17 protein-coding genes are annotated in these 18,588 nt (G+C 37.3%); 1 reads left to right on the top strand and 16 read right to left on the bottom strand.

Annotated elements, in window-relative coordinates:
• Positions 1–10: 10 nt before the first annotated feature.
• From recG to AN964_RS14965, 5 genes are all read right to left on the bottom strand, one after another.
• Positions 11–2,059, bottom strand: coding sequence for an ATP-dependent DNA helicase RecG (gene recG / locus AN964_RS14945; RefSeq protein ID WP_055740450.1), 2,049 nt, complete (start codon positions 2,057–2,059; stop codon positions 11–13).
• The gene (gene sdaAA / locus AN964_RS14950) at positions 2,052–2,939 is read right to left on the bottom strand and encodes an L-serine ammonia-lyase, iron-sulfur-dependent, subunit alpha (RefSeq protein ID WP_055740451.1); all 888 of its coding nucleotides are present in this window, start codon (positions 2,937–2,939) and stop codon (positions 2,052–2,054) included. The genes recG and sdaAA overlap by 8 nt, the downstream gene beginning before the upstream one ends.
• A 66-nt stretch (positions 2,940–3,005) precedes the next feature.
• Positions 3,006–3,668, bottom strand: coding sequence for an L-serine ammonia-lyase, iron-sulfur-dependent subunit beta (gene sdaAB / locus AN964_RS14955; protein WP_055740452.1), 663 nt, complete (start codon positions 3,666–3,668; stop codon positions 3,006–3,008).
• Between the two features lie 96 nt (positions 3,669–3,764).
• On the bottom strand, positions 3,765–5,438 hold the full coding sequence (locus tag AN964_RS14960; protein ID WP_055740453.1) for a DAK2 domain-containing protein: 1,674 nt from the start codon (positions 5,436–5,438) through the stop codon (positions 3,765–3,767).
• Positions 5,439–5,456: 18 nt separating this feature from the next.
• Complete coding sequence (locus AN964_RS14965; RefSeq protein WP_055740454.1) at positions 5,457–5,819, bottom strand: Asp23/Gls24 family envelope stress response protein; 363 nt, start codon at positions 5,817–5,819, stop codon at positions 5,457–5,459.
• A gap of 261 nt (positions 5,820–6,080) precedes the next feature.
• On the opposite strand from AN964_RS14965, the gene rpmB reads away from it, so the two are divergent.
• Positions 6,081–6,269, top strand: coding sequence for a 50S ribosomal protein L28 (gene rpmB / locus AN964_RS14970; protein WP_055740455.1), 189 nt, complete (start codon positions 6,081–6,083; stop codon positions 6,267–6,269).
• Positions 6,270–6,393: 124 nt separating this feature from the next.
• Here the strand turns inward: rpmB and spoVM are convergent, their stop codons facing one another.
• The 11 genes from spoVM to coaBC form a co-directional block, all read right to left on the bottom strand.
• Complete coding sequence (spoVM, locus tag AN964_RS14975; protein ID WP_055740456.1) at positions 6,394–6,474, bottom strand: stage V sporulation protein SpoVM; 81 nt, start codon at positions 6,472–6,474, stop codon at positions 6,394–6,396.
• A 201-nt stretch (positions 6,475–6,675) separates the two neighbouring features.
• On the bottom strand, positions 6,676–7,332 hold the full coding sequence (locus AN964_RS14980; RefSeq protein WP_055740457.1) for a thiamine diphosphokinase: 657 nt from the start codon (positions 7,330–7,332) through the stop codon (positions 6,676–6,678).
• A gap of 55 nt (positions 7,333–7,387) precedes the next feature.
• On the bottom strand, positions 7,388–8,038 hold the full coding sequence (rpe, locus tag AN964_RS14985) for a ribulose-phosphate 3-epimerase (RefSeq protein ID WP_055740458.1): 651 nt from the start codon (positions 8,036–8,038) through the stop codon (positions 7,388–7,390).
• A gap of 1 nt (position 8,039) precedes the next feature.
• Positions 8,040–8,927, bottom strand: coding sequence for a ribosome small subunit-dependent GTPase A (rsgA, locus tag AN964_RS14990; RefSeq protein ID WP_055740459.1), 888 nt, complete (start codon positions 8,925–8,927; stop codon positions 8,040–8,042).
• Between the two features lie 102 nt (positions 8,928–9,029).
• A complete protein-coding gene (gene pknB / locus AN964_RS14995; RefSeq protein WP_055740460.1) occupies positions 9,030–11,027 on the bottom strand; it encodes a Stk1 family PASTA domain-containing Ser/Thr kinase in 1,998 nt (665 codons plus the stop codon).
• The gene (locus AN964_RS15000; protein WP_055740461.1) at positions 11,021–11,791 is read right to left on the bottom strand and encodes a Stp1/IreP family PP2C-type Ser/Thr phosphatase; all 771 of its coding nucleotides are present in this window, start codon (positions 11,789–11,791) and stop codon (positions 11,021–11,023) included. Before AN964_RS15000 ends, pknB begins: the two co-directional genes overlap by 7 nt.
• Positions 11,792–11,943: 152 nt before the next feature.
• The gene (gene rsmB, locus AN964_RS15005) at positions 11,944–13,275 is read right to left on the bottom strand and encodes a 16S rRNA (cytosine(967)-C(5))-methyltransferase RsmB (protein WP_183101874.1); all 1,332 of its coding nucleotides are present in this window, start codon (positions 13,273–13,275) and stop codon (positions 11,944–11,946) included.
• A complete protein-coding gene (gene fmt, locus AN964_RS15010; protein WP_055740463.1) occupies positions 13,271–14,215 on the bottom strand; it encodes a methionyl-tRNA formyltransferase in 945 nt (314 codons plus the stop codon). Before fmt ends, rsmB begins: the two co-directional genes overlap by 5 nt.
• Positions 14,212–14,697 carry a peptide deformylase gene (gene def, locus AN964_RS15015; protein ID WP_055740464.1) on the bottom strand — a complete coding sequence of 162 codons (486 nt, stop codon included), beginning with the start codon at positions 14,695–14,697 and terminating at the stop codon, positions 14,212–14,214. The genes fmt and def overlap by 4 nt, the downstream gene beginning before the upstream one ends.
• A gap of 36 nt (positions 14,698–14,733) precedes the next feature.
• Positions 14,734–17,139 (bottom strand): primosomal protein N', encoded by a 2,406-nt coding sequence (gene priA / locus AN964_RS15020; protein WP_055740465.1) that lies wholly within the window; start codon positions 17,137–17,139, stop codon positions 14,734–14,736.
• Positions 17,126–18,343: a bifunctional phosphopantothenoylcysteine decarboxylase/phosphopantothenate--cysteine ligase CoaBC gene (gene coaBC, locus AN964_RS15025; RefSeq protein WP_055740466.1), complete on the bottom strand. Its 1,218-nt coding sequence runs from the start codon at positions 18,341–18,343 to the stop codon at positions 17,126–17,128. The genes priA and coaBC overlap by 14 nt, the downstream gene beginning before the upstream one ends.
• Positions 18,344–18,588 lie beyond the last annotated feature (245 nt).

The raw sequence follows: 18,588 nt of genomic DNA on the forward strand, positions 1-18,588 counted from the left end.
TTTCTCCCTGCTAATCTAGTTTTTCCCCATCCATTATTCCTGCGTGTTCTAAAAATGCCTTTAGGCTTAGATATTCTGGATTAGTCCAGAAATCATCCAAATGAATTAATTCCATAGCATCTTTTCTAGCAGTTTCTAATGTTCGATAATCATGAACCATATCTGCCACTTTAAACTCCGGCAAGCCGCTTTGCTTCTTCCCAAAGAAATCACCTGGTCCTCTTAGCTCCAAATCCTTTTCACTTAATACAAAACCATCATTCGTTTCCGTCATGATTTTCATTCTTTCTTTTCCTACCTCTGTCTTTGGATCTGCTAATAAAACGCAAAATGATTGTGCACTTCCTCTCCCTACACGACCACGCAGCTGATGAAGCTGTGATAATCCAAATCTTTCGGCATCATAAATGACCATTATAGTTGCATTCGGAACGTTTACGCCAACCTCTACTACCGTTGTAGAAACAAGAATTTGAACCTCATTCTTGCTAAATAAATTCATTACCTCATCTTTTTCCTGTGCAGGGAGCCTCCCATGCATAAGGCCAACTCGATATTTATTACTGTAGTAGTTGGAAAGCATATCATATACATCAATCGCATTTTGAACATCTAACTTATCGGATTCTTCAATGAGGGGGCAAATAATATATGCTTGTCTGCCTTGTGATAATTCCTTTTCAACAAATCCTAGTACCCGTTCTAAAACTTCATGCTTTACCCAATACGTTTCAATCGTTTTCCTGCCTGCGGGCATCTCATCGATGGTCGAAACATCCATTTCACCAAACGCCGTAATTGCCAAAGTTCGCGGTATAGGCGTTGCTGTCATGAAAAGAACATCAGGTGTTTCCCCTTTTTCTCTTAATATTCTTCTTTGTTCCACACCAAAGCGATGTTGTTCGTCAGTAATAACTAGACCGAGTTTGTGAAAGAAAACATCCTGCTGAATCAATGCATGTGTTCCTATTAAGATATCGATTTCCCCATCTTTTAATCTTTCCAACAGCTCATTTCTTTTCTTTCCTTTTACGGAGCTTGTTAATAATGCAAGTCTTACCCCCATCGGCTCTAGTAATTGAAATAAGGAATCAGCATGCTGTTCGGCTAATATTTCTGTAGGCACCATTAAAGCCCCTTGGTATCCGGCGGTAACACTCGCATACAGAGCTATAGCAGCCACTGCCGTTTTCCCTGAACCTACATCACCTTGCAAGAGCCGATTCATCCTAATAGGCGATTTCAGATCTGCACAAATTTCATTTACAACCCTTTTTTGTGCATTTGTTAACGGAAATGGCAAAGAAGAAATAAATTCTTTTAGCTTTGTTAAATCATATTGGTGAGAAACTCCACCGGAATTTTCTCTTTCAAACTTACGCAACGCCTGCATTTTTAGTTGGAAAAATAAAAATTCCTCATAGACTATTCTTCTCCTTGCCTGTTTCACATCTGCCTGTGATTTAGGGAAATGTAAAGAAAAGATAGCTTCTTTCCTATCTAGAAGTTTATATTTCTCTCTCAGAAATGCAGGAATATTTTCTTTTATTTCATTGCTATAATCTTGATAGGCTTGTTTGATGAATTTTCTCAATTGTTTTACAGACAATTTTCCTCTGATAGAATATACAGGTTCAAATTCTGTTGTCATTTGATATGGACCAATTTTCATTTCCCCGGCCGTAATTGTTTGGCGATGCTGATCCCATTTTCCTGTAACGGTAATTGTATCTTGAACATTTATTTTCTTTTTTAAATAGGGCTGATTAAAAAAGATAACCTTGATTAAATATCTTCCTACTAATAAATGAACAGTTAATCTGGAACGTTTTCGATTATAAAAGACAAGAGAAGGCTCACTATGAACCTTCCCCTCTACCGTTATTCTTTCCTCGTGTTTTACTTCTTGTAAATCTCTTAAACGATAGTCGTCATATCGATAAGGGAAGTGCTCAAGTAAATCCCCAACAGTAAATATCCCCATTACTGCTAAGTTACTTTCCGCATCCTCTCCTACTCCTTTTATCATTGATACGGAATCTTGCAATGATTTATTCATCAGACACAAGCGGCATCCCAAAAATTTTTGCTTCCAGTCTACGGCCAGTTGGTGTATCCGCTAATCCTCCTTCAGCCGTTTCCTTTAACGCCGTTGGCATTCTTTGCCCTATTTTAAACATTGCATCAATTACTTCATCACAAGGTATTCTACTTGTTACACCAGCCAATGCCATATCTGCTGCAACCATTGCATTTGCAGCACCCATGGCATTTCGTTTAATACATGGTACTTCAACCAGCCCTGCAACCGGATCACAAACTAGTCCTAACATATTTTTTAAAGTGATTGCCATCGCATGTGCACTTTGCGATGGAGTGCCACCAGCCATTTCTACTATAGCGGCAGCCGCCATTCCAGCAGCAGAACCAACCTCAGCTTGACAACCACCTGCTGCACCAGAGATGAAAGCATTATTTGCTACAACAAAACCAAATGCACCAGATGTAAACAAGAAATGGACCATTTGCTCCCTAGTCGGATTAAGTTTGTTTTTCACAGCAAATAATGTACCCGGTACAACCCCTGCAGACCCAGCAGTAGGGGTAGCACAGATAGTTCCCATTGCGGCATTTACTTCATTTGTTGCTACCGCTTTACTGACAGCATCAAGAATTGTTTCACCGGATAAGAAATTACCTTTTTCAATATATTTTTGGAGCAAAACAGCATCTCCGCCGGTTAATCCGGAATGTGAAGTTACTCCACGAATACCGCGTTCAATTGCTTCTTCCATTACTTGTAAGCTTTTATCCATTTGAGAATATATTTCTTCACGTGTTCTTCCCGTAACATCCATTTCTTGTTCAATCATAATTTCGGATATTTTTTTATTTTGGGATTCAGCTAACTCAACTAATTCTGCTACATTTCGAAACATGGGAGAACCCCCTTATAATCATTTTCGCAAACGCTACCATAATCTCTCTTCAATTAAACTAGCAGTTTATTCTACAATTCTTGTTACTTGTGTAACAATTGGTAACGCTTGAATTTCATCTATTATATCTTGACCAATATTTTGATCTACTTCAATGGTCATTAAAGCCATTTTCCCTTTCTCTTTTCTTGAAACGTCCATATGACCAATATTAATTTCATATTTAGAAAGGATGTTCGCAACAGCAGCAATTGCCCCAAAGCGATCATTGTGTACAACTAAAATGGCAGGATGGTGTCCGGACAGCTTTAATTGAAAACCATTTAATTCAGTGATTTCTATTTTACCGCCGCCAATTGAAATTCCGACAAGCTCTAATTCGCTCTCTTCATCGCCAATTTGGATTTTAGCTGTATTGGGATGATCTGGGACTTCTTCTGATTCGATAAATTCAATCGAAATTTGTCTTTCTTTCGCAATATCCATTGCTGAAATAATCCGTTCATCGAATGTATCAAAATCCAATAATCCGCCAATAATGGCGACATCTGTTCCATGGCCTTTATAGGTTTTTGCGAATGATCCATAAAAATATATTTTTGCCCATTTTGGCTCTCTGCCAAATAGTGTACGAGCAACTCTACCTATTCTTGCTGCACCTGCAGTGTGCGAACTGGAAGGTCCAATCATGACAGGACCTATTATATCAAAAACACTTTTGTACTTCATCAACATTACTCCCCTCATATAAGGAAGACCTATTTCTTCTTTATTCTATGCATTTTTTGTTTAAAGGATATTAAGGTTACTCCTCTATTTAACCACTTACTCTACTGCAAAGATATATGAATATATTGGTTGTTTTCCATTATGAACCTCTACTTCTATATCCCCATAATTTTCATGGACGAATTCAACAAGCTTGTTAAGCTGCTCATTCTGAACATCTTCCCCGTACAAAATGGTAAGAATTTCGGCATCTTCATCCAGCATTTTTTGCAATAGCCCTTTTGCTGCCAAAATTACATCTTGATTGGTCTCGACAATTTTCCCATCAAGAATTCCCATAAAATCATTTTTATTGATGGTTATGCCATCTATATTGGTATCACGAACAGCGTAAGTAATTTGACCTGACTTTACATGCTGCAGCGCTTGATTCATCGACTTTATATTTTCCTCCATAGACATGGATGGATTAAAAGCTAATAACGCAGTCATACCTTGTGGCACGGTTTTAGAAGGGATGACAATCACTTCTTCATCTGCTACCTCAGCTGCCTGTTCTGCAGCCATAATAATGTTTTTATTATTTGGAAGAATAAACACTTTGCTTGCATTAGCCGCTTTAATCGATTTTAACAAATCCTCTGTACTTGGATTCATTGTTTGTCCGCCTTCAATTACAGTGGAGGCGCCAATGCTTTTAAATAGTTCAGCTATTCCTTCTCCCATTGATACGGTCACAATGCCGAATTCCTTCTTTTCCTCAGGAGGTAGGTCAGTGTTTAAAGTGTTGTGTGTTTTTTCGACAATGGAACTATGCTGTTCCCGCATATTCTCTATTTTAATTTTAATTAAGCTACCGTATTTTTGACCATAGGAAAGGACCTCTCCTGGTGTTTCCGAGTGTACATGAACCTTTACAAGCTCATCATCGGAAATAACCAATAAAGAATCTCCATAATGGCTTAAATCATTGCGGAATTGCTCTTCTGAAAATGGATGTTTTCGAAGTTTTTCCTTGTCTAATTTCACCATTATTTCTGTACAATATCCAAACTTAATATCTTCCGTGTTCATGAATCCTTGCACACTTTTGTGATGTTCTGCACTTACTAATTCCGTCATGGAAGGTACTTCAGGAGCTGAATTAACAGGTTCTCCTTTTAATTCTGCGAGAAATCCTTCATACACACAGACAAGACCCTGCCCACCGCTGTCAACAACTCCAACTTCCTTTAAAACAGGCAAAAGTTCCGGTGTACGATTTAAAGAGGCTTTTGCCTCTTTCACCGTTTCCTCCATGACTAAAATTAAATCGTTATGTTTCTTTGCTGTTTGTAAAGCTTGTTTTGCGGCATCTTTGGCTACCGTTAATATTGTCCCTTCTACCGGTTTCATTACCGCTTTATATGCCGAGTCCACCCCAGCTTCTAGAGCAGCAGCAAATTCTAAGCTTGTGATGGTCTCTTTTGATTCAATGAACTTTCCAAAACCGCGAAATAGCTGTGACAATATTACACCTGAATTCCCGCGCGCCCCCATAAGTAAACCTTTCGCAAAGGCAGATGCCACATGTCCAATATGGTCTTGTACATTTTTTTGCACCTCTTTGGCGCCAGATGTCATGGATAAATTCATATTTGTTCCAGTATCACCGTCAGGAACCGGAAAAACGTTCAATGCATCCACCCTAATCGCATTTGCGGATAAGTTATTGGCTCCACTTATGATCATTTCTGCAAAACGTTTCCCATCCAATGATGTCATTAACACTAATAGTATCCTCCCTTATTACGGGTTTGTCACCCGAACTCCTTGAACAAAAATATTAATTGAATGAACGGACAAGCCGATTGTCTTATCCAAAATATATTTAACCTTTGATTGTACATTATGAGCAATTTCGGAAATTTTCGTTCCATATCCTACTATTATGTACATATCAATATGTACTTCATCATTTTCCTGGCGAACAATAACACCGCGAGAGAAATTGTCCTTGCGTAAAATGTCTGTAATACCATCTTTGATTTGATTCTTTGAGGCCATACCAACAATGCCATAACAATCCACCGCCGCACCGCCTGCAATTGTTGCAATTACATCATTTGAAATATCAATTTGACCGTAAACCGTTTTCATTTCAATGGACATTATTCGTTCCCCCTAGTTAATATCTCGAAATATTGTTGAAGCTATCGTCATTTTACTATACTATAGGTGTTTTTTAAAGTCGAATCTCTTTTTTGGCTAGCCCCGCTTTTCGATTTGTCAAGAATATTCCCTTGAAAGTATATCGTTGAAGTGTTGCATTATTACAGGTTGTATGATAAATTATTAAGGTATCTTTAATGACGAATATTGAAGTGATGAAACAAATGATATGTTTACTTCAGTAGTAAGGAGGGGAATTATATGCCAAAAAAATGTGTAATCACTGGACGTAAGACTCGTTCTGGTAATTCTCGTTCTCATGCGATGAATGCTAATAAACGTACTTGGGGAGCAAATCTTCAAAAAGTTCGTATCCTAGTTGACGGTAAACCTAAGCGTGTTTGGGTTTCTGCCAGAGCATTAAGATCCGGAAAAGTAGAACGTGTTTAATAAAAATGTAAAAAAAACATCCATGGTTTACATGGATGTTTTTTTCGTAGATAAGACTGCATCTTCTTCAAAATAAATGCACCCAATTGGGTGCGAATAAAAACCTGCTTATATATTTTAAATATTATCCCTTTTTAAAAGTACCTAACATCGCTCGGACAATGCCGCCAATAAATCTAGGCAATTTAATCGTATAAAATTTCATTTATTTCCCTCCTCATCAATCTGAAAGCAAACAATGATTCACAGAAACATTCCCAAGTGGATTATATAATCTATGGCAATATCTTAAACATTGAAATAGTTCTCTCGGGAACTGTGAAAATAGGCATTCTCTAGTTTTCGGTACTATTATATTCAATAATAAAACAATAAGTACGATACCCTTCAAAAATCGGGCACTGAATTAAATGTCTTTACTTCTTACCATCAATAATATGCCTGAATGAAAAGAAAAAGTACCGGAATCTTCAAGAAGTTCATTACTTATACAGAGAGTAGTGCCTTGTTTGACATTTTTATTCTTTAGAGGATATTTAAATCCAATTAAGTTGATGTTCTTAATTTCAGATGTTAAAGGAATAAAGGATATGTATTTTAAATCATTTATCTTTTGAAGCGAATATGTCCCTGGCAAATGTGCTGTTATCCGATTTTGGCAGTCAATTAGTTCAATTTCACAATTTGTATGTAAAATATCCTCGCGTATTAATAAAAAGGCATTCGCAAAATAATGATCAGCTCTTCCGCCTGTCGCTCCAAATATATTAATTTTTTGTGGTTTTTTTGTTATTGCCCATTGTAAGGCCAGTTCTAAATCCGTTTCATCTTTTTCCGGAATATACTCCATGATTTTAACTGTCTTTTCTTTAATTTTTTCCCATTCTTCATCAGACACAGAATCAAAATCTCCAAATGCAAAATCAGGATTAATCCCATTTTTGATTAAATGATATACTCCATAATCTACACCTACCCAAATATTTCCTTCTCCTGTATATAAGCTTAAATTTGGAATATAAGAGGCAGGACCACCCGCTACGATATTAATGATCTTTTCCATTTACGTCATCACCCAATTTTTTTATGAAAAAAGCCAGCACAAGAGCTGACTTTTTTCATTTGAATTGTTTTATTGCTTCGATAGCTTGTCTTCTATTTTCTTGATTATAAATTGCAGATCCCGCAACCAATACATTTGCTCCCGCATCCACACATAGCTTAGCCGTTTTTGAATTTACACCGCCATCGACTTCTATTTCAATATTTAATCCATTCTTATCAGCTAATTCCTTCACCTTTTTAATTTTAGGCAAAACAGATGGAATAAAGCTTTGTCCGCCAAATCCAGGATTCACGGTCATTAGTAATACTAAATCCACATCATTTATAATGTGCTCAATCATTTCTACTGGTGTCGCCGGATTTAAAACGACACCCGCTTTTACACCAAATGATTTGATATGTTGTATGGTGCGATGAAGATGCGGACAAGCTTCCACATGAACAGATATATAGTCAGCACCAGCTTTCGCAAATGCTTCAATATATTGATCCGGATTCTGTATCATTAAATGAACATCCAATGGAAGTTTTGTAATTGGACGAATTGCTTCCACAACGATAGGTCCTATCGTAATATTTGGAACGAAATGTCCATCCATTACATCAATATGAATGTAATCCGCACCACCGTTTTCAACATCGATAATTTCTTCAGCTAATTTTGAAAAGTCAGCGGATAATATAGATGGTGCAATTTTAAACATTTTAATACCTCGGCTTTCTGTCTTTAATTTCTTGTAAAAATTGCAAATAATGCTGATAACGATATTCCGGTATTTCCTTCTCCTCTACCGCAGCTTTTATCGCACATTTAGGCTCATTAAGATGGAGACACCCGCGAAATTTACACTCAGACTTGCGACTTTCCATTTCAGGGAAACAATTGCCCAAATACTCGGCCTCAAGTTCATCAAAATCAAGGGAGCTAAATCCTGGAGTATCCGCGACAAGACCTTTCCCATTCGCAATTTCTATTAATTCAACATGCCTCGTTGTATGTCTCCCACGCCCTAGATGTGTAGATATATCATCCGTTTTTATGGACAAATTTGGATTAAGAGCATTTAACAGGGAGGATTTTCCAACACCTGATTGACCGGCAAAAACACTTGTTTTGCCTTTTAATTTTTCAAGGATTATATCTACCCCTTCATTCCTTTTCGAAGAAGTGAGAAAAACTTCGTATCCAATAGACCTATAGTCGCTTGCATAAGATTCGATTAATTCTATTTCATTATTCTGCAAAAGATCCATTTTAGTAACACAAATAATAGGTGTTATTTCATTTGCCTCCACCAACACTAAAAAGCGGTCTAATAAGGCTGTACTGAAATCCGGCTCTTTAGCGGAAAACAATAAAATTGCTTGATCCACATTGGATATTGGCGGACGTATCAGCTCATTTTCTCTTGGTAATATTTCCATTATATATCCTTCGCGGTCATTTTCCGCTTGATATTCTACATAGTCACCAACTAAAGGGGTTATTTTATTTTTCCGAAAAACTCCTCTGCCGCGACATTGAATCAAATTTCCATCGTTAAGGACATAATAAAATCCACTTAATGCTTTTATGATTTTTCCCTTTGGCATTGCATCACTCCTATCTTATTTACATCTAGTTACAAGGTCTATCGGCTAGTGGATTTCCCTCTCTCCTCCCTGTGGCGGGTAAAATACAACATGTGAACTACTTCAGTCTCCAGGATATGGAACCACATCCTCCAAGATTACCCCTTTATCACCCATTATTCTGTAAGTAGCTTGTTTACCCTTTTCTATCTTAAATTCAAGCCGCTTTTTAGTGTCTTCTGTAATATTAATGGTTTCAACGGGTTGTAACATAGTATGATCTGCATCATCTATATAAATTTGCACCTTCTGAGGCTTGCCATCCTCTGACGGATCATATGGGATGTCAATTTCTTTTTCTACTGTTTTCGGAGGTATCGCTTTTGGTCCTTTTGAAATAACAACTTTGACTTTATCCCCTTTTACCAGCTCTGTTCCAGCGTCAGGAGACTGACTTATAACTGTACCTTCAGGAGCAGTATCGGAATAGTCCCGTTTTGACATATCGATAATTAAACCTGTTTCATCCGCATAATCCTTTAAGCTTTTTTCGTTATAATCGGTTAAATCCTTCAAAGTGATTTTTTCCTGACCTTTGCTAACAGTAAAAGTAATAACAGTATCCCCAGGGATTACTTCTGAATCAGGAGATTGGTCTTGGTCAATAATGGTTCCTACTGCACTATCATCGTATACTTCATTTTTAATAATATTTTTAAAGCCTTGAGCATCCAATAATTGGTAAACAGTATCATATTGTTGCCCTTTATAATCTGATATAGTGTATTTTTCTTTACCAGTACTAATGTAAAGATTTATCGTCGTACCTTCCTTTACAGACTCTCCCGACTTTGGATCTGTTTTAATAATATGATCCTCAGCAATATCTTCACTTGAAGATTTTAGCGTTTTTCCAATCTCAAAGCCCTTATCTTTTAAAATCGAAATTGCATCTTCAATCGATTTGTTTGAAACATCCGGGACATTTATTTCTTTAGGTCCAAGAATACCCGGTAAATAGGCAAAAACCAAGCCGGCAAATATAAGCAGTAAAACAACAATAGAACCGATAATCCAAGGCCATTTTTTTCTTTTCTTTTTTTGCTTTTTATTCTTTCCTTTTTTCTTACTATTAGATGAATCATTTTCGTCATCACTAAGTTGATTTTCATTATTCTTCCCAAGAATCACTGTTTTTTCTTCTGTCCGATTAGAAACAGAATTTAAGTCGGTAATTACTGGAATCACTTTCGTTGCATCATCGTCTTCAGGGATAGTGAATTTAGGTTCGTTTATTCGTTCCGGATTTAAAGCAGTTCGAATATCTTCTTCCATTTCCTCTACATTTTTGTAGCGATGAAACGGATCCTTTGCAGTAGCCTTTAGAATAATATTTTCGACACTTTGCGGAATGGCTGAATTCCACCTGCGCGGAGAAGGTGTTTCTGATTGCAAATGTTTTAATGCAATGGAAACGGCAGATTCACCTGAAAATGGTAATCTACCTGTTAAGAGTTCGAACATTACAATTCCAAGGGAATAGATATCAGACTTTCTAGTTGCCATACCTCCTCTTGCTTGTTCAGGAGATAAATAATGTACGGAACCTAGAACAGAATTTGTTTGGGTTATGGCAGTTGCAGATAGCGCCATCGCTATGCCAAAGTCTGTAATCTTTACAACTCCACTATGGTCAATCAAGATATTTTGCGGTTTAATATCACGATGAATAATATGATGCTGGTGTGCATGTGATATTGCGGATGTTAACTGTTGCATAATATCTAATGCCTTATCTACTGATATTGGATAATATTGCTGTATGTATTGCTTTAATGTCATGCCATCAACAAATTCCATAACAATATAATAAATATCGTCTTCTTCTCCAATATCATATATATTAACAATATTTGGATGAGCCAAACTTGTAGCAGATTGTGCCTCTCTTTGAAAACGATGTATAAATTCCTGTTCATTTGCAAAATCTAAACGTAATATTTTTATTGCAACGTCACGGTCAAGTATCATGTCGTGTGCTAAATAAACATTCGCCATACCTCCGCCGCCAATCATATCCATGATTTTATAGCGGTCGTTAATTCGTTTACCGATTAACATTTATTACACCCGCTTTCATCGGGTAAGGGGAAATCAAGGAGAACGATTGTAATATTATCCTCACCACCGTTTTCGTTTGCTAAATCAATCATAGTTTGTGCTTTCTCTTCCATGGTCAGGCCATCCTTACATATCATTTCTTTTATTTCCGTATCTGTTAATTTATCATATAATCCATCGGAACATAGCAACAAACAATCACCATTATCCACAAGGATTGTTTTTATGTCGACCTCAACTATTTCCTCGGTCCCTAAGGCCTTTAGTATCAAATTTTTCCTTGGATGATGCTGAGCATCTTCCTTTGATATCTGGCCGGTTTTTACCAAAGCATTTACAAGTGTATGGTCTTCTGTCAATTGCTGAAAACCATTTTCATTCAAAAGATAACCGCGGCTATCCCCAATATTCGCTATCGTAATAAAATCATTAGTGCAAACAGCCGCAACGAGAGTTGTACCCATCCCATCCAAATTACTATCTGTCCTTGAATGCTCATATAATTTAATATTCACATCTGCTATTGTATCCCGTAACCATTTTTCTGCAATAGCCGCGTCGATTCCACCCACTGGAAATGACTTCTCCCAGTACTCTTTTAAAACATTAACCGCCATTTCACTGGCAATGTCTCCGGCATTGTGACCACCCATCCCATCCGCAACTATAGCAAGATAGATTCCAGACTTATTCGTTAAAATCTCACCATTATCCTCATTATTTAGACGAACCTTCCCTGTATCTGTTTTTACTACATATCCCATAATCCAGTCACCCCGTTCCTTCATTATTGCTCATTTCAAGGGACACTCGCTTATATTCCCAGAATACTTGCTTTACTTTTACGACTTAAGTAGTTATTTTTCCTGCTATACTTTATGAAATATCCTACTAAAGTGCTGTATATCGACAAAAATTATTTCTTTTTAAAGCATGCAATAAAGAATCCGTCACTTCCAAAATCTTGTGGAAAGATTTGCAAGCGGTAATGTTGAACAAAAGGTTCAATAGTGGAAGGGACTTTAATTGAATATGCTTCAAAATCAGGGAAACGGTCTAGAAAATATTGTACAGTACCTTCGTTTTCTTCTTTATCCACCGTACAAGTACTATAAGTAAGGATTCCTCCCGACTTAACCATTTCTGCTGCTTCCGCTAAAATTGAATGCTGAATGGTTTGTAATGCCTCAATATCTTGTAATGACTTTACATACTTTATATCGGGTTTTCTTCTTAAAACACCTAATCCAGAACAAGGTGCATCGACAAGTACACGGTCAAAACTGTTTTTTGGATAATGCTCACCAATTTTCCGACTATCCATGGCAATTGTCTCAATATTATGTAAACCTAGTCGTTCGGCATTCTCCTTTATTAGCTTGACCTTATGCTCATGTAGGTCATGTGCAATGACTTTACCTGTTCCATTTAATTTTTCAGCTATATGCGTGGTTTTTCCGCCAGGAGCTGCACAACAATCAAGTATTAACTGATTGGGTTCGATTTCCATTACATTGGCAACGATCATAGAGCTTTCGTCCTGAATGGTAATGAGTCCTTTTTTATAACAATCAGAATGGACTAGATTTCCTTTTAAAGATTGGATAGCTTCACTTAATATTGGGCTTTCTTGTACGATGAAACCTTCATTTTCTAGTAGAGTGATTACTTCCTCTCGGGAGCTTCTTGTTAAATTTACCCTTGCAGTTTGTAATGGTGCTATAAGATTTGTTTCGCACATTTTTTTCGTTTTATCAAATCCGAATTGTTCTGTCCACCTTTGAACTAGCCACTTAGGGTGACTGGTTTCGATGGAAAGTCTTTCAACAGGATCCTTAATATTATCTAAGGACGGTACCCCTTTTCGCTGAATAGCCCTTAAAACTCCGTTAACCATTCCTGAAATTCCTCGATGACTACGTCTTTTTGCAATTTCAACCGCTTCAAAAAGGATCGCACGATCAGGAATTTTATCTAAATACAGCATTTGATAAAGTGACAATCTTAGAAGATTTAACACCCAATTCTCTACCTTTTTTTGCAAAAATGGCTTTAAATAATAATCTAATGTTAATTTCCTTTGCAAGGTGCCATAGGTTAATTCCGTAAGCAGACGTACGTCCGGGCCAGTAATATGATTTTTTTCAATTACTTGGTTTAATAATAAATTGCTGTAGGATTGATGTTTTTCTATAGCCTCAAGTATATCAAGTGCAGCTTCTCTTACATTTTTTTTTGGCATATTAATCTCCTAAAATTTTACCTTCTAAGGTATCCTTGTCTACTCCATTTAGAAATTGAACAGCCGGCATTTTCTTTTTTCCGGATGGCTGAAGCTCTGTTATTTTGATGGCCGTACTATTTCCTGTACTGACGACTATACCATCTTTAAGAATATCAACAATGGTTCCAGGATGACATGTTTCTTTCATCGAAACCTTTTCACCCCACCAAATCTTCAGTACTTCACCATCTAACAAAGTGTATGCTACTGGCCAAGGATGAAGTCCACGAATATGATTGTATATTTCTTCACCATTACGAGACCAATCAATTTTCTCTTGTTCCCTTTTTATATTAGAAGCAAATGTTGCCAATGCCTCATCCTGTTTAATAGGGTGAATTTCTCTTTTTAAGAGTCTAGGCAAAGTTTCAGATAATAATACTGCACCAGCTTTACTTAACTTTTCATGTAAACTGCCTACATTATCATTGTCGGTAATTGGAACTTCTACTTGGCTGATAATATCCCCGGCATCTAATTTTTCCACCATATACATAATGGTTATTCCCGTTTTCTCTTTTCCTTGTAAAATCGCATAATGAATCGGGGCACCACCACGGAGCTCAGGTAATAGCGATGCATGGACATTGATACAACCAAATTCCGGTGCGTCCAGTAACTTTTTAGGCAGAATTTGACCAAATGCCGCGGTGACTATTAAATCAGGCTTTAAGGCTAGTATTTTTTCAAGCTCTTCAGGGTCTTTTATTTTTTCCGGTTGGTAGACAGGAATATTATGTTTTAGCGCAGCAACTTTTACCGGTGGTGGTGTTAAAACACGCTTTCTGCCAACAGGACGATCAGGCTGAGTCACAACAGCTGTAACATCGTATCCATCACTTACTAATCTATCGAGAACAGGAACCGAAAAATCAGGAGTTCCCATAAAAATAATTTTTGTCATTCGTTTTCCATCTCCTCTAGCTCTTCCTCACTTACATATTTTAAAACCTTAGATGTAAACAGAATTCCATGTAAATGATCTATTTCATGCTGAATTGCTCGTGCAAGAAACTCTTCTGCTTCTATAACAAATGTCCTGCCCTTTACATCCTGAGCTTGGACTTTTACATAAAACGGTCGTGAAACGGTACCAAATAAACCAGGGAAGCTTAAACAACCTTCTACATCTGTTTGTTCACCGCTTGTTTCTAAAATGACAGGATTAATCAAATCAATTCTACCTAATTCATCGCCAACATCAACAACAGCGATTTGCAGATCAATACCGATTTGCGGGGCAGCTAACCCAACGCCGTCAGCTTCCAGCATCGTTTCGTACATATTTTTCACTAAAGTTTTCAATTTACGGTCAAATTGTGTAACCGATTTGCATTCCTTTTCAAGAATTTCTGCAGGATGCTTTACAATTTGGAGTATTGCCATTAGATGTTTCCTCTTTTCAAAAATTATCTATACTTTTTACATCATCATATAAGGATTGACATCAATCGAGATTGTTAGTCCTTCTGATTGCTTTGACGTTCCGAAATGCTCGAGTACCAAACGCAGATTTTTGGCTAAGTCTGGTTCCCGCTTGTATTTTATCAGACATTGATAACGATATCTATTATTTATTCTAGGGATAGGAGATGTTACAGGACCTAGAATCACGGAATCCTCCGATATTTTCGAGCGAATGAATTTCGTTATTTTTTCCGTTGTAGATACAACTTTCATTAACTCTTCGTGGCTTACTGTTATCAATGCTAAATAATAGAATGGCGGATATGATCCGATTTTACGCATGATCATTTCTTGTTTATAAAAGCGGTTATAGTCTTGGGTGCCCGCAAGTTCAATACTGTAATGTTCCGGTGTATATGTTTGTATAACTACTTCACCTTCAAGTTCATGCCTTCCCGCTCTACCACTTACTTGAGTTAACAGCTGGAATGTTTTTTCAGATGATCGGAAATCAGGTAAATGCAGCATTGTATCTGCACTTAATACACCTACTAGGGTGATATTCGGAAAATCTAACCCCTTCGCAATCATTTGTGTCCCTAATAATATATCTGCTTTTCCTTCTTGAAATTGCTGCAGTAATTTCTCATGAGCACCTTTCCTGCTTGTCGTATCTACATCCATGCGGATCACTCTAGCTTCAGGCAGCAGTTTGCCGATTTCTTCTTCTACTTTTTGAGTTCCAGTTCCAAAATAGCGGATATGCTCGCTATTGCATTCAGGGCATGTTGTTGGCACCAAATCCTCATAACCACAATAATGACATTTCATTTGGTTTGAATGGCGATGATATGTTAATGAAATGTCGCAATGCGGACACTGGATTACAAAGCCGCAATCCCTGCACATGACGAAAGAAGAATACCCGCGCTTATTTAAAAATAGAACAGTTTGTTGTTTTTTCTCGAGACGATCTTGCAGCTTAGAAAATAATTCCCGAGAGAAAATGGAGCGATTCCCCTCGCGCAGTTCTTCTCTCATGTCAACTATTGAAACATTAGGCAATTCCTTATTATTCATCCTTCTATTCATTGTAAGAAGTGTGTATACACCTTTTTGTGCTCTTGCAAAGGATTCTAGAGAAGGAGTTGCACTTCCGAGAATGACTGGACATTTATGATAATTCCCGCGAAAAATAGCTACATCTCTTGCGTGGTAACGCGGATTCTCTTCCTGTTTGTAGCTTGTTTCATGTTCTTCATCAATGATGATAATTCCTAGGTTTTCAAATGGAGCAAAAATAGCCGATCTCGCTCCGACAACGACTTTTACTTCTTTCCTTTGGATTTTTCTCCATTCGTCGTAATGTTCACCAACGGATAATCCACTGTGAAGAACCGCTACGTCATCCCCAAACCGACCTTTAAAACGGTGAACCATTTGTGGGGTTAAGGAGATTTCAGGCACCAGAACAATCGCCTCTTTTCCGTTGTCTAACACTCTTTGAATGGATTGCAAGTATACTTCCGTTTTTCCGCTGCCCGTAACTCCATATAAAAGAAACGTTTCATGCTTTTTTTCTTCAATAGTATGCATAATCGGATCAATAGCTTTTTGTTGTTCTTCCGTTAGCTTCAGAGCTTCTGTTCGTTTAAATACTCTATTTTCATACGGATCCCGATAAACTTCTTCTTGTTTTTCCATTAAGTAACCTTTTTGGACTAAAGGACGAACAGAAGCAAGAGTCGCACCTGTTGCCTCCGTTATTTCATTTATCGTTAATTTGTCTTTGCCAATCTTTATGAAACACTCTAATATACTTTTTTGTTTAATGGCATTATTTGGGTAACTTAAAAGAATATTTTCTAACTCCTCTCTTGATAGCAGGAGATGAAAGATGCGAATCATTTTTTTATTTCCTTTGCTCTTTACAACATAACGAACTTCAACATTGCCCTTCTTTACTTCCTTTTGCAAAAACGGCAGTGCTTTTCTTTCTTCCGCTTCTTCCCACATTATTTCGTCTTTTTGTCCAAATATTTTTTGCAGATTTGGATCATGCGTGTTTGAGACAAGATGAAGTATTTTTTTATATTTTGCTTTCATCGCTGATGGGAGCATTGCTTGATACGCGGAAACCTTCAAGCATAATGTGCTCTCTGTTAACCAATGTCCTAACTGCAATAATTCCTTATTTAATACAGGAGTAAGATCCAGCGGTTCAATGATTTCTTTTAATTTATTTATATCGGAATGATCCCGAATATCTAAAACAAATCCTTGAATCGAACGCGGGCCAAACGGGACAGAAACTCTTGTACCAGCATAAATCCTATCCTTCCACTCTTCGGGAATGAGATAATCATAAGTTTTATCCGTACGCATTGTTGGAACATCAACAATTACGCTAGCTATTTGCATTCTTAACTCCTTCTTTCAAATCCCTGTATATCTCTAATAATATTTCTTTTGCAGTTTGATTTTTGCTAAGCAGCGGAAGCTCTTTCTTTTCATGGTTCTTTTTATACAGAGTGACTATGTTTGTGTCACCCTCAAACCCTGCACCTGCTTTGGTTACATCATTAGCTACAATCATGTCCGCATTCTTTCGTTCTAACTTGCTCCAGGCGTATTCATCGATTTTTTCCGTTTCTGCGGCAAAACCTACTAAAAACGGCTTGTCCTCTTTTTTCCCAAGTTCTAATAAAATATCTTTCGTTCTTTCAAATTCAATGATTAAATTTCCATCTTTTTTCTTTAACTTTTGATTCGAAATTTCCTTTGGACGGTAATCAGCAACAGCTGCACTCTTGATAATAATAGACGCCTTTTGGTAATTATCCATAACCGCTTGATACATATCCTCTGCACTGGTGATTTTTACAAACTGTACATCCTTTGGTGTGGTCAAGGAATCAACACTTGAAACTAAAATCACCTTTGCCCCCATTTTTACTGCTTCTTCCGCAAGAGCATATCCCATCTTACCAGATGAGCGATTCGTCAAATATCGCACGGGATCTATCATTTCCTTTGTTGGTCCAGCAGTAATGAGAATCGTTTGTCCTGATAAAATATTTGTTTGTGTTTGAAAGTAATTAGTTACAAGCGAAACAATTTTCTCTGGCTCCTCTAATCTGCCTTTTCCAACATAACCACATGCCAGATAGCCCTCATTTGGTTCCACGAACTGGTATCCGAAACCTGCAAGAGTCTCAATATTTTTGATTACGGCAGGGTGATTATACATATGTACATTCATAGCAGGTGCTATCCAAACTGGAGCAGTTGTCGCTAATAAAGTCGTGGTGATCATGTCGTCTGCGATGCCATTTGCTAATTTTCCAATTACATTTGCAGTTGCGGGTGCGACTAAGACAAGATCTGCCCAATCAGCCAAATCAATATGAGCGATCACTTCAGGATGTTTTTCGTCAAATGTATCGGTGTAAACATCGTTTCTTGAGAGTGCTTGGAATGTTAAAGGTGTGACAAACTGACAAGCTGATTTAGACATAATTACTTTTACCTTTGCACCAGCTTGAACCAGTTTACTTGTTAATGCCGCAGCCTTATAAACAGCAATACCACCAGTGACACATAATAATATATTCTTATTCAGCATGTTAACCTCCAATAATTTCATTTAATCTGTACAGCTACAGCGCCTATCGACTAGCAAACTTCCGGTCTTCTCCCTACGTTAAGTCAACATCAGCTCCTGAACTACCTCCCTGTGTTTCCTAAATCTTGCGTCGAAGCCGTACAGTTTGTACGTCGATGGACAAGGCGCTTACGCTTTTCTTATTATTATGAAGTATTTAAAGTCAGGTTAAAAGAAAAAACAACCTATTTTTTCATAGGTTGTTC

Source organism: Heyndrickxia shackletonii (assembly GCF_001420715.1).
GTDB lineage: Bacteria > Bacillota > Bacilli > Bacillales > Bacillaceae_C > Margalitia > Margalitia shackletonii.

What these genes read in the sequence shown, in the direction of transcription:
- recG (WP_055740450.1), bottom strand. Translation starts at nt 2,059, where the DNA reads ATGAATAAATCATTGCAAGATTCCGTATCAATGATAAAAGGAGTAGGA.
- sdaAA (WP_055740451.1), bottom strand. Translation starts at nt 2,939, where the DNA reads ATGTTTCGAAATGTAGCAGAATTAGTTGAGTTAGCTGAATCCCAAAAT.
- sdaAB (WP_055740452.1), bottom strand. Translation starts at nt 3,668, where the DNA reads ATGAAGTACAAAAGTGTTTTTGATATAATAGGTCCTGTCATGATTGGA.
- AN964_RS14965 (WP_055740454.1), bottom strand. Translation starts at nt 5,819, where the DNA reads ATGTCCATTGAAATGAAAACGGTTTACGGTCAAATTGATATTTCAAAT.
- rpmB (WP_055740455.1), top strand. Translation starts at nt 6,081, where the DNA reads ATGCCAAAAAAATGTGTAATCACTGGACGTAAGACTCGTTCTGGTAAT.
- spoVM (WP_055740456.1), bottom strand. Translation starts at nt 6,474, where the DNA reads ATGAAATTTTATACGATTAAATTGCCTAGATTTATTGGCGGCATTGTC.
- AN964_RS14980 (WP_055740457.1), bottom strand. Translation starts at nt 7,332, where the DNA reads ATGGAAAAGATCATTAATATCGTAGCGGGTGGTCCTGCCTCTTATATT.
- rpe (WP_055740458.1), bottom strand. Translation starts at nt 8,038, where the DNA reads ATGTTTAAAATTGCACCATCTATATTATCCGCTGACTTTTCAAAATTA.
- rsgA (WP_055740459.1), bottom strand. Translation starts at nt 8,927, where the DNA reads ATGCCAAAGGGAAAAATCATAAAAGCATTAAGTGGATTTTATTATGTC.
- pknB (WP_055740460.1), bottom strand. Translation starts at nt 11,027, where the DNA reads ATGTTAATCGGTAAACGAATTAACGACCGCTATAAAATCATGGATATG.
- AN964_RS15000 (WP_055740461.1), bottom strand. Translation starts at nt 11,791, where the DNA reads ATGGGATATGTAGTAAAAACAGATACAGGGAAGGTTCGTCTAAATAAT.
- fmt (WP_055740463.1), bottom strand. Translation starts at nt 14,215, where the DNA reads ATGACAAAAATTATTTTTATGGGAACTCCTGATTTTTCGGTTCCTGTT.
- def (WP_055740464.1), bottom strand. Translation starts at nt 14,697, where the DNA reads ATGGCAATACTCCAAATTGTAAAGCATCCTGCAGAAATTCTTGAAAAG.
- priA (WP_055740465.1), bottom strand. Translation starts at nt 17,139, where the DNA reads ATGCAAATAGCTAGCGTAATTGTTGATGTTCCAACAATGCGTACGGAT.
- coaBC (WP_055740466.1), bottom strand. Translation starts at nt 18,343, where the DNA reads ATGCTGAATAAGAATATATTATTATGTGTCACTGGTGGTATTGCTGTT.